Annotated in this window: 11 protein-coding genes; 7 read left to right on the forward strand and 4 right to left on the reverse strand. The window is 45.6% G+C overall.

Translation table 11 applies throughout. From position 1 onward, the window contains the following. The first annotated feature begins 197 nt into the window (after positions 1–197). Entirely contained in the window at positions 198–1085 is an 888-nt protein-coding gene (locus HQM11_14020; GenBank protein ID MBF0352145.1) for a tetratricopeptide repeat protein, read from the forward strand. A 20-nt stretch (positions 1086–1105) separates the two neighbouring features. On the opposite strand, the gene HQM11_14025 is transcribed toward HQM11_14020, so the two are convergent. After that, positions 1106–1489, reverse strand: coding sequence for a transposase (locus tag HQM11_14025; GenBank protein ID MBF0352146.1), 384 nt, complete (start codon positions 1487–1489; stop codon positions 1106–1108). A gap of 244 nt (positions 1490–1733) precedes the next feature. On the opposite strand from HQM11_14025, the gene HQM11_14030 reads away from it, so the two are divergent. From HQM11_14030 to HQM11_14045, 4 genes are all read left to right on the forward strand, one after another. Continuing rightward, the gene (locus HQM11_14030) at positions 1734–3749 is read left to right on the forward strand and encodes an acyl-CoA dehydrogenase family protein (GenBank protein ID MBF0352147.1); all 2016 of its coding nucleotides are present in this window, start codon (positions 1734–1736) and stop codon (positions 3747–3749) included. A 68-nt stretch (positions 3750–3817) separates the two neighbouring features. Then, positions 3818–4489: a TetR/AcrR family transcriptional regulator gene (locus HQM11_14035; GenBank protein MBF0352148.1), complete on the forward strand. Its 672-nt coding sequence runs from the start codon at positions 3818–3820 to the stop codon at positions 4487–4489. A 36-nt stretch (positions 4490–4525) separates the two neighbouring features. Beyond that, positions 4526–5518, forward strand: a complete 993-nt coding sequence (locus HQM11_14040) for an SDR family oxidoreductase (GenBank protein ID MBF0352149.1) — start codon at positions 4526–4528, stop codon at positions 5516–5518. Between the two features lie 47 nt (positions 5519–5565). Beyond that, complete coding sequence (locus HQM11_14045; protein MBF0352150.1) at positions 5566–7983, forward strand: CoA transferase; 2418 nt, start codon at positions 5566–5568, stop codon at positions 7981–7983. A gap of 50 nt (positions 7984–8033) precedes the next feature. Here HQM11_14045 and HQM11_14050 read toward each other — a convergent pair whose 3' ends face one another. From HQM11_14050 to HQM11_14060, 3 genes are all read right to left on the reverse strand, one after another. After that, the gene (locus HQM11_14050) at positions 8034–8432 is read right to left on the reverse strand and encodes a hypothetical protein (protein ID MBF0352151.1); all 399 of its coding nucleotides are present in this window, start codon (positions 8430–8432) and stop codon (positions 8034–8036) included. 145 nt (positions 8433–8577) lie between these two features. Beyond that, positions 8578–9162, reverse strand: a complete 585-nt coding sequence (folK, locus tag HQM11_14055; protein ID MBF0352152.1) for a 2-amino-4-hydroxy-6-hydroxymethyldihydropteridine diphosphokinase — start codon at positions 9160–9162, stop codon at positions 8578–8580. 15 nt (positions 9163–9177) lie between these two features. Then, positions 9178–11211: an NADPH-dependent 2,4-dienoyl-CoA reductase gene (locus tag HQM11_14060; protein MBF0352153.1), complete on the reverse strand. Its 2034-nt coding sequence runs from the start codon at positions 11209–11211 to the stop codon at positions 9178–9180. Between the two features lie 199 nt (positions 11212–11410). On the opposite strand from HQM11_14060, the gene HQM11_14065 reads away from it, so the two are divergent. Both HQM11_14065 and HQM11_14070 read left to right on the forward strand, forming a co-directional pair. Then, a complete protein-coding gene (locus HQM11_14065) occupies positions 11411–11593 on the forward strand; it encodes a hypothetical protein (protein ID MBF0352154.1) in 183 nt (60 codons plus the stop codon). Between the two features lie 24 nt (positions 11594–11617). Further along, a complete protein-coding gene (locus tag HQM11_14070) occupies positions 11618–11842 on the forward strand; it encodes a hypothetical protein (GenBank protein ID MBF0352155.1) in 225 nt (74 codons plus the stop codon). Positions 11843–11849 lie beyond the last annotated feature (7 nt).

Below are 11849 nucleotides of genomic sequence, written 5' to 3' on the forward strand. Positions count from 1 at the left end.
AGGCAGGGAGTGTGGCCTTGGCTTCGGTGACGGCCTTAAAAAAGAATCAGGAATATCCAACCTGGTTTAAGCATCATGTCCTTGAGTTTAAACTGGTTGCGTAAAATACACCTGCACAGGTGGAAATATTTGGAGATATTGACGCAACAGCCTGTCCCGTTTCCTGGTCTTTTGGAAAAGATGGAAAGCCGTTTTTTATGGCAGGTCCCTATGATACAGTTCCCCGATGCAAACAAATCATTAGTGCGTTGGAACGTTATGCGGGTCCCGGAAACTACCATTATATGATGCCCATGCCTGAAAAAGTGTTGTTTTCTGAGCAAGAATCTCTCACCAGAATTAAAGATTCTGCAAATCGTGCCATGGAATTGATCGAAAACGGAGATCTGGACCAGGCACAAAATATTCTCAATATGCTGATGAAAAAATACCCGGAACACCCTGATGTTTTGTTCGCCATGGGCAATCTCTATTACGGGAAGGACATGTTTGATGACGCCCTGCATTATTTTGACGCCGCAATTGAAGTCTCACCCGGATTTCTGGAAGCGATGAATAACAAGGCGGCCACCCATCAAAAGCGGGCGGAAATTCTCCACATGCTGAAAACATTTCAACTCATCATTGAAACAGGCCCTCCTGATGATCCTGCGGTACAAAATGCCAGGAAAGAACTTGAGAGGAGTGAAGCCTTCATTGAAGAAACAGAGGGTGTTGACCTGAAAACCTACATGGAAGCCTATGAACTATTCGATTCGGGCTATGCTCACATGGAAAAGGGTGAATTTGAACAGGCAATAGAACTGTTTCAGCAATCAATCTCCCTGAATGACAATTCCCCCAAACCATACGGAAATATGGGACTTTGTTATGCAATGCTCGGGAACAAACAGATGGCCCTGGAGGCGCTGGAAAAAGCTCTGTTAATTGATCCATCCTATGAGATTGCCCTGGGAAATCTTAAATTGATAAAATTGATGCAAGAGGGCCAACCCCTACAAGCCGATACAAACTTTGAATTTAATCCCCGCACAGGCCCGATTTTGAAAAAGAAATCGTTCATGGAAAGGCTGTTTCGAAAATGACAGGCATCTGTCCAACCAATTCAATGGAATAAAGAACGGCCTGCGTTGGTGACCGATATTTCCAGGGTGAAGACCCGCTGATAAGCAGCTTGAGCCATTACTGTTCGGATCAAGTTATAAGCAAGCAAATGCACCCAAACTTCTTTTCGTACCATCTCTGGAGTTTTACAGCGGAGTATTCCCATCTGCGTTGTGTTGTTAATGGCTTTCAGATTCACTTCGACTAACCACGGTTTCTTATAGAGTTCCGCTAACTCCTTTCGATAAACCTCTTTGGGATTCAGCATGGAAGTGACCAGTATTTTTCCTTCTGACTTAACCTCTCGCATTGTCAAAAATTCAGGAAATATCAACCGGGTTTCCTGATCCATCCATTCAGGTTTTTGTTTTTTCCAAATTACCAAATGATCTTTCACTCCCGGTTTGTTGCCTGAATGAAAGTCACTGTTACGTGAAGCATGTCAGGGATACGTCCCAATTATAAGTGAACATGAATCAACCAAGCAATCGCTTGGTAAAAAAGCTTGCATTGTAATGAATACGCATTATTTTTTGAACCTGATTCATTTTATGAATAATAAGACGTTGTTTCTTATTATTGAAAAATCTACTCATTGTTTCCCATCCATATCCGCCGGAGTCGACCTTATGAAATCTCAATATTTTACTCAGGAACATGAAATTTTCCGTAACAGTGTCAGGCAGTTTATCCAGAAGGAAGTGATTCCACACACGGATGCCTGGGAAAAAGCCCGGGAGATTCCACGCAGTGTCTGGAAACGCATGGGAGAACTAGGTTTTCTGGGAATTTCATATCCGGAACGTTTTGGCGGCAGTGATGCTGATTTTTTCTTTTCGGTGGTTTTTTTGGAAGAACTCGCGCTTTCTGGAATGGGAGGATTTTCGACGGCGGTTTCAGTGCATCAATATATGGCAACAGCGCACATCGCGTCTGCCGGCAGTGACGAACTCAAACAAAAATACCTGGTACCGGCCATCAAAGGAGAAAAAATTGGCGCGCTTGCGGTCACAGAACCCGGAGCCGGATCGGATGTATCAGCCATTCGAACCAAAGCCGTTCGGGATGGCGATGAGTATGTGATCAATGGCTCAAAAATTTTTATTTCAAATGGCGTTTATGGTGATTTTGTAACCCTTGCCTGTAAAACAAATTCTGAAGCCGGAGCAGGAGGCATCAGTCTGATTGTTGTCGATACAAACGCTCCCGGATTTAAAGCCAGCAAACTTGAAAAAATGGGACTGCACAGTTCCGATACTGCTGAATTATCCTTCGATAATGTTCGTGTACCGGCATCTAATCTGATTGGGCAGGAAAACTCAGGATTTTATTACATCATGGAAAGTTTCCAGCTTGAACGTCTGGTCGCGGCAATTATTTCATGCAGTGGCATGGTTGGCTGTCTCGATATGACCATGAGATATCTGAATGAACGCGAGGCCTTCAACCGGCCACTGGCAAAATTCCAGGTGATCCGGCATACAATGGCTGACCTGGCGTCACAGGTGGAAGCCGCGCGCCAACTGACCTATCACACCTGCTGGCTCCATGCGGAAGGCTCTGTCGCGACCCGAGAATGTTCCATGGCCAAACTGTATGCCACAGAACTCGCCAAAAAAGTCGCGGATGAATGTCTCCAGTTTTTTGGCGGCTATGGCTACATGGACGAATATCCGATTTCACGCATGTACCGTGATACTCGTGTTGGTACCATCGCAGGCGGCGCGTCAGCAATCATGCGGGAAATCATCGCGAAAATGATGTTTGACCAGATTCAATATCAGTCTGCGTATCAATCGGATCAAGCAACTCCCGCTAAAGAATCAGCACCCCGGAAAGCCGAAGCTTCACAAAAGACTGAAGCTCCCGTCACACCTGCCAAACCAGCATCTTCTGCCGTTCCGGATACGACCACAGCGCTGTTTGATATTTTACCAAAACGGTTTCAACCTGAAAAAGCAAAGACCGCAACCATGACTGTTCATTTCAAAATCAGTGGTGAAAAAGGCGGTGAGCACACCGTCATTGTGGCTCAGGGCAAGTGTTCTGTCCAGCATGGATTACAGGGAGAATCCAAATGTCTGGTAGAAACGGATGCGCAAACCTATCTCGATGTGGAACTTGGGAAAATGGAAGCGGCAATGGCATTCATGACCGGAAAAATCAAAGTAAATAATCTTCAGGCCATGATGCAGTTTGTCACCTGGTTTTCACCAGTCACACCTGATATGTTCAGCACACAAAGCACCACTCCGGTTCAGGCGACCAGCACCGCATCAGTTTCTGCAACCGCAACTCCTGCGCCTGTGGCGACAGGAACCGGAGCCTTGGACGAACTGTTTCAGGGACTTCCCTCCCGTTTGAAAACTGAAAAATCATCGGGAGTGAACATGATTGTTCATTTCAATCTGAGCGGCGCATTGTCCGGGAAATACACGGTCGCGGTTAAGAATGGGGAATGTCATACACAGCAGGGACATGACGGCGAGCCAACGTGTGTGGTTGATGTCGAAGGGCAGACGTATCTGGATATCGAGAACGGCAAACTGGAACCTCAAATGGCCTTCATGAGTGGAAAGCTCAAGGTCAGTAACATTGGTGCCATGATGCAGTTTGCGTCACTATTCCGCAAAATCCAGGGATAATTTTTCCTGTAGCCAGCAAAAAAGATCTGCCGGCTGATACTCATCCAACATAATTATTCCGGATTTGCATGGGAACGTCTGAACGCAAGGCAAGAGACTTTGAACGCAGAGAAATAAAAATTTTAAAAACAGCTTCTGATTTGTTTCAGAAAAAAGGGGTGGATTCCGTGAAAATGGAAGAAATCGCTGAAAAAATGGAAGTCTCTGTGGGCACCCTGTATCAGCACTTTAAAAGTAAAAATGAAATCTATGCCCGGTTGTTCATAGAAAAAGATCTGGAAAGGCTCAATCATATCAGTCAGATTTCACCAGACCTACCTGTGCTTGAGCAATTGAGGCAACTTTATGAACGTTACATCCAATTCTATTTTGAAAATCCTGTGGCCTATAAAATTTTGCGGTCTTGCGAAAAACGAGGGGGACTCGATCAGTTGAAACCGGAGACTCTTGAAAAATTCAAGGCACAGAGAGACGCATCACTAGGCATTCTGGAAAATCTTTTGCAACGGGGGATTGAAGAGGGGGTTTTAATCAATGTTCCAGTCTCATATCTAAGTTGTGCGGGACTGGCTTTAGCTCATGGAGCCATTGAAATGATGACAGCCCAATATTTTGAGGGAAAAATCAGTGACTGGACGAATTTTTTTTCGTTTCTGGGAGATGTGCTCATCCGGAGCCATACGCATCCAGAGATCCATCCAACACCACCGAATGATTCCAGCAAAATGATTATCTCTTAAACCACTGTTAATTTTATAATGAAAAAAGGAGTTTCTATGAAGAAAGCATTAGTGACTGGAGCCGGAGGGTTTATTGGATCACATGTTGCCAAAGTTCTGCTGGATCAGGGTGTCGAGGTTCGGGCCGTGTTGCGTCCGGGAGAATCCCCCCGTAATCTCGAAGGCTTGCCGCTGGAAATCATGATGGGTGATATTCTGGATAAAACATTTTTAAGACGCTGTATTAAAGATATTGATACCGTATTCCATCTGGCCGGAATTTACTCGATCTGGATGCCTGATTGGAAACCGCTGTATGAAGTCAACCTTCAGGGAACCCGGAACATCATGTGGGCCAGCCTGGAAAACAACGTCAAGAAAGTGGTGTTCACCAGTTCCATTTCCGCTCTTGGAATCGAACCCGGAACCAATGTGGCTAATGAAGAGACGGAGTTCAATCAATATGATGCCAATCCGTATGTGCTTTCCAAATATTTAAGCCAGCAGGAAGTGATTGGATTTTCTGAGCATGGACTGAATGTCGTGGTGGTGAATCCCGCTTTTCCCTTTGGTCCGGGTGACAGAAGTCCAACGCCAACCGGACAGTTGATTCTCAATCTGTTGAAAGGAGTTCATCTGAATATCAAAGGCGGGTTCAATGCGGTTGATGTTCGGGATGTGGCCATTGGGCATATTCTGGCCGCTGAACATGGAAAACGCGGTGAAAAATACATTTTGGGTAATCGCGATCTTACCATTTCTGAATTTGCCGAAATTGTCGCGGAAGTTTCTCCAAAAAAATTGCGTACCATCACAGTGCCTCTTCCCAAACTCGCTATGGAGGGCGCAGCCCACATCCTGAAAATGGTGGCGGATCATTATACCCATAAAACCCCTCTCTCTACTCCGGCTGAAGTGCGCTATATTTCACAGTATATTTATGTTGATAACAACAAAGCCCAGCGTGAACTGGGCTTTGCACCCAGAGATGTTGGAATTTCGATCAGAGATTCCATCGAATGGTTTTATTCCAATGGATATGTGGATTGAGCAATCCCTGTATCTGTCATGCTTGATTTCTTTTTCAGGAGTTCATTATGTCTCATGCACCTCTTCACGGCGTTAAAGTTCTGGATTTTTCAACGTTGTTGCCTGGTCCCTACGCAACCATGATTCTGGGCGATCTTGGCGCAGACGTCTTACGGGTTGATGCCCCCAATCGTCCGGATTTGATACGCCTGAGCAATCCTGTGGTTTACGACACCTTGAATCGAAATAAAAAATCTGTTTGTCTCGATTTAAAAACCGCTGAGGCTGTCGCCATTATCAAAAAACTGGTGCATGAGTATGACGTAGTGCTTGAACAGTTTCGTCCGGGTGTCATGAAATCTCTGGGGCTGGATTATGAAACCCTGCGTCAGGAAAATCCCGGATTGATTTATTGCTCCTTGACTGGTTATGGGCAAACAGGGCCGATGGCGCAACGTGCCGGACATGATATCAATTATCTGGCGTTGAGCGGTCTGAATTCCTTTTCAGGGACCCATGAACAAGGCCCCTCCATGTTGGGAACCCAGATTGCGGATTTATGTGGCGGCGCTCTTTTTTCAGTGACAGGTATTCTGACGGCGGTGATTCATCGGCAAAAAACAGGGGAAGGTCAGCACATCGATGTTTCCATGCTCGATGGCTCGATGGCATTAGGAATTCTGGGAATGTCAGAATGGCTGGGACAACAGAAAAACTCAGCGTATGAATCAGGGCTGCTCAACGGCGGCACGTTCTACAACCATTACAAAACCAAAGATGGACGTTATTTGTCTGTTGGCTCGCTGGAACCCAAATTTTTTGAACAACTGGCCAAGGGGCTGGAATTGCCGGAACTTCTTAAAACCACAGACCCCAATCAAATGATTGAACTCATAGAACAGAAAATTGCCTCCAGAACCCTGAAAGAATGGGAAGGGGTGTTTAAAAATCTGGATGCCTGTGTGGAACCTGTCCTGACCTTGGCTGAAGTTGAACAAACAGAGCAGTTTAAAGCACGGGAAATGGCGATTGAACTGTCTTCAGACGCAGGAAAAAAAGTTCGGCAACTTGCCCATCCCCTCAAATTTTCTCAAACCGCTCCAGTGTATCATCACATTGGTCCCAAACCCGGGGCCAACAATCAGGAAATTCTGGAACAACTCGGAATTTCACCGGAAGAATCTCAGCAACTGAAAGAAAAAGGTGTTTTGGGACAGGAAACAGAAACAGCATCACTGCCCCATTTTAAAACCAAAAACATTCAACCGAAAACCACCAAGCCAACGGTGGTCGCCGCCGAAAGCCCTGCCACAAAACCCGTTTCGCCTGAAAGCATTGAGAACTTGTTTGCGATTTTGCCTAAACGTGCGGTTGCCGCAAAGCTACAGGGTGTTTCCATGGTGGTGCACTTTGATATTTCCGGTGACACCGGCGGCAAATATACGGTAAAAGTTCAGGATGGACGTTGTGAAGTCGAAGCAGGACATCAGGGAACAGCTACGTGTGTTGTCGAAGTTCAAGATAAAGTTTATCTGGATGTAGAACTCGGACGGATGAATCCACAAATGGCGTTCATGAGTGGCAAACTGAAAGTGAGCAACATCGGCGCAATGATGCAGTTTGTCAGTTTTTTCAGCAAAGTTACACCGGAACTTCTGAAGTCCGCACCTGTCGTAACTGTCGCACCTTCACCTGTCGTGTCGGAAGCTCCCGTTGAAAGCGTTTCCAATCTGTTCAAAATTTTACCAACACGGTTTCTGGCTGATCGCGCAAAAAATGGCACGATGCTGGTTCACTTCAAAATTTCAGGAAAAGAGAGTGGGGAATATTCAGTTCGCCTGGAAAATGGGAAATGTGAGGTAGAAAAGGGTTTGGTTGGAAAACCAACCTGTGTGGTTGATGTGAATGATCAGGCCTATCTGGATGTTGAACTGGGGCGCATGGAACCACAGGTGGCGTTCATGTCAGGAAAACTCAAGGTGGATAATATTGGTGCGATGATGCAATTTGTCACCTTTTTTGAACGGATCACTCCGGATGTTTTGAAACAACGACTTGGCGGAATCAATGAGCTGAAGTCCCCCGCAGTGGTAACAAAAGCGGAACCGACTCCGGAAAAAACAGTTCAGCCAGTTCCGGTAAAAGAAACGTTGAAAGTCGAAGAAAACGTTCAGGATATATTCAAAACATTGCCTAAACGTTTTCGTTCGGAAAAGGCCGATGGCGTTCAACTGACTCTCGGATATAAAATATCAGGAGAGAATGGCGGTGATTATTCGGTATTGATCAACAGTCAATCCTGTACCGTGGAAAATAGCCTCAAAGACAAATATGATTGTCTGATTGAAACGTCGGATGAGGTGTTTGTTGATCTTGAATTTGGCAGGATACAAGCTGATGCGGCGTTCACCAAAGGATTGTTGAACATCAGCAACATTGCGGTCAATATGCGGTATAATAAATTATTCAGTAAAATTGAGGCATGATTGCCATGAGAGAGCAGGTATCTGCTCTCTCATGTTTCAAGGGGAATTTGCTAGACCAGGGGCATTTGAAGCATGTCCAGGTACTGTTCATCGTCCAGGCGAAATACTCCTTCAACATCGCCCGGAATATTGACTCGAACCTTTTCAGGATCAAGACCGATGACCAGATAATTTTCTTCATCACATTGCAGAAAATAAAAAATAATCAGATTTTCCTGCATTTCCTCATAATAAAAACCTACTTTTAAAACCCCCGCATCAATCAGTTCTGACAACGTTTCCCGATATTCGTCATCTTTGTGACCGGGGATTTGACTGAAAGTTTCCCGATAAGGGAAGGTGTCTATGGCATATTCAAGAATCGCATCCTCCAAGCCATTCTCAACAGACACAGACTCAAAATTTTCCACCATGACATTGTCATTAATCAAATCCGTATCAAACTTCATGTAGTTCTCCATGAATAGTTAGTATGATGTTCCCCATCCACAAGATTAAAGGCAGTCCGGAAAATTGCAACCCTTTTCTTTGAACTCAAGCATAAGACTTTTACTCTAACGGGAGTTATTCTGTTTTCATACAGAAGGATGGGAGTTAAACGGTTTGTTCAGCAAAAAATAGACCGTTTGAAGGAAGGGCAGAGGGATGCTTTAGTTCCTGTGAGAATAACAGGGCCGAAGAAAGAATGGGGATTTCATCGACATGAGAGGCAGCCCATTGTTTCCATAACTGCCCAAGGGATTGTCCTGTCACAGGGTCAATCCAGTCGGGTGAAATTTCATTCAATGGCGCCATAACAAATCCACGGTTTTGGAAATCAGGGTGCGGGATATTCAGATTATCCGAGTTCCAGATCTGGTTTCCATACAGCAGAATATCAATATCCACGATGCGCGGTGCCCATTTATAAGTTCGAACTCGCCCCATCTGGCTTTCCACTTTGAGACATTGCTGGAGTAACAACTCCGGTGAGAATGTCGTGGAAGCGCGAACAACCAGATTGTAATAATCCGGTTGTTTCATCCCCATGTAAGGTTTGCTCTCATAGATTGAGGAAACCTGCTCGATTTGAATTGCCGACCGGGACAACAGGGTGATCGCCTGCTCCAGATGAGTCCGACGATCGCCCAGGTTGCTACCTAATCCAATAAATACGTTGATTGAAGGAAAATCAGGCATATCAATAATCATAAATTATAGAGAAGCGGCCAGAGTCGCACCGTCCTTAATGGCTCGTTTGGCATCCAGTTCTCCTGCCAGTTTGGAACCACCAATCAAATGCGTTTTCACATGTGCGGCCTCGAGTTCCGGTTGTAGTGACCGCTGAGATTCCTGACCAGCACAGACAATCACATTGTCGACTTCCAGCAATTGTTCATTGCCATTCACCGTAATATGAAAGCCGGCATCATCCACATAATTGTAGGTTGCCCCTGCAATCATCGTTACTTTTTTATGTTTCAGGGCGGTGCGATGGATCCAGCCTGTCGTTTTACCCAGATTTTTTCCCAACCCGGTAGCCTTACGCTGAATCAGGTACACCTTTCGCGCAGAGGGGGCATGTTCCGGTTTGATGCCCGCAATACCACCCCGTGCGTCAAAATTACTGTCAATCCCCCACTCTTTCATAAAGGCCTCAGCATCCAAACTCGATGATTTGCCGGAGTGCGTCAAAAATTCAGCCACATCAAAACCGATTCCACCCGCACCAATAATCGCCACAGAACCACCGACAGGTTTGTTGTGTAGCAGAACATCAATGTAAGACATAACTTTGGGATGATCGATCCCTGTGACAGACGGAACTCTTGGCAAAACGCCTGTGGCCAGAATGACTTCATCAAAACCCTGTTTGATCAGATCCTGTGCTGTGACTTTGGTATTGAGTTGAACATCGACTCCGGTTAACTCCAGTTGCTTTTTGTAATATCTCAAGGTCTCATAAAACTCTTCCTTGCCTGGAATTTTCTTTGCCATATTGAATTGTCCGCCAATTTCTGACGACGCGTCAAACAGAGTCACCATGTGCCCGCGTTGTGCCGCGATGGTTGAGCATGAAAGCCCTGCGGGTCCGGCACCGACCACCGCGATTTTTTTACGATTAATGGTTGGTTTGTAGGTCAGTTCCAGTTCAAAACAGGCACGGGGATTGACCAGACAGGATGCGCGTTTTGCTGAAAACACATGATCCAGACACGCCTGGTTGCAGGCGATGCATGTATTGATTTCGTCGGCTTTGCCCTCAGCGGCCTTGTTGACAAAATAAGGATCCGCCAATAACGGACGGGCCATGGAAACCATGTCCGCATCTCCGGATGACAGGATTTCCTCTGCGACTTCGGGGGTATTGATCCGGTTGGTTGTGACGACAGGAATGCCAACTTCTTTGCGAAGCTTTTTGGTCACTTTGGTATAAGCACCTCTGGGGACAACAGTGGCAATGGTGGGAACTCGGGCTTCATGCCAGCCAATTCCAGTATTGATGATGGTTGCTCCTGCCTGTTCAATGGCTTTGGCTAATTGGACAACTTCATCCCAGGTGCTACCGTTTTCAATCAGATCCAGCATGGATAAGCGATAAATGATAATGAAATTTTTGCCAACGGCCTTTCTGACCGCCTTGACAATTTCTACCGGAAATTTCATCCGGTTTTCATAAGTTCCACCCCATTGATCGGTACGCTTGTTGGTGTGTTCTACCAGAAATTCATTGATCAGATATCCTTCAGAACCCATGATTTCTACCCCATCATAACCCCCTAGTTTCGCGTATCTGGCACAGCGCGCAAAATCACGGATGGTTTTTGCAACACCACGAGTACTCAGCGCTCTGGGCTTGAATGGTGTGATCGGGGATTTGATGGCGGAAGGCGCTACACTCAGCGGTTGATAGCCATACCGTCCGGCATGCAGCACTTGCAGACAAATTTTTCCACCAGCGTCATGGACAGCTTTGGTGACTTTTCGATGACGGGGAATTTCGAGGGGATTGGATAGTTTGGACCCCAAGGGTGAGAGCCATCCGGGAATGTTTGGGGCAAAACCACCAGTCACAATCAAGCCGACACCACCTCGAGCCCGTTCCGCAAAATATTCAGCCAACTTGTCAAAATTTTTCGCGCTATCTTCCAGGCCCGTGTGCATGGAACCCATCAACACCCTGTTGCGTAACTGAGTGAAGCCTAGATCAAGCGGAGACAGCAAATGTGGATAATTGTTTTGACTCATGGAATACCCCCCAAAAAAAGGTTAATGAAAACATAACTCATCAATCGGCGGGCAATATAAAGGATACTTCGGGCGGTGTCAGGTTTAAAAACAGAATAAGTATGAAAAATTTGACACAACTTGAATGTTAACAAGAAGCTGTTAAGGAATTGATCCTTTCTTTTCCGATATGAACAAAAATTGTTTTTCAGGAGAAATAATGAAAGCAGAACACAACCGTGTATCCAAAAAAGCAATCCAGCTTTTTCTGGGAGGATTTTCCGGAATTCTGATCATCAGTGCATTGCTGATGATTTTCCTGGGGGATGCTGACGAAAATCATGACCTCACACTCATTGGTAAAGGACAAAATGTGGTTGTGCAGATTCATGATCCGCATTGACCCAAATGCCTTGAGCTCAAGCGGGTGGTCAACCTGCTAAAACCAGAGTATGAAGGAAAAATTCTGTTTCTGATGGCGGATATCACTTCTCAGGAAGGAAAATGGTTTGCTCAGTACCACGAGGTTCCAATCATCACACTCATGTTTTTTGGACCAGATGGTAAGCGCATCACCACGTTGCAGGGCGTGCAGACTGAAGACTTTCTGAGACGGGCCTTCAATAGGGTATTCAAAATTTCCGGATCCTGATTTCGAA

The sequence above is a fragment of the SAR324 cluster bacterium genome, from assembly GCA_015232315.1.
Classification (GTDB): domain Bacteria; phylum SAR324; class SAR324; order SAR324; family NAC60-12; genus JADFZZ01.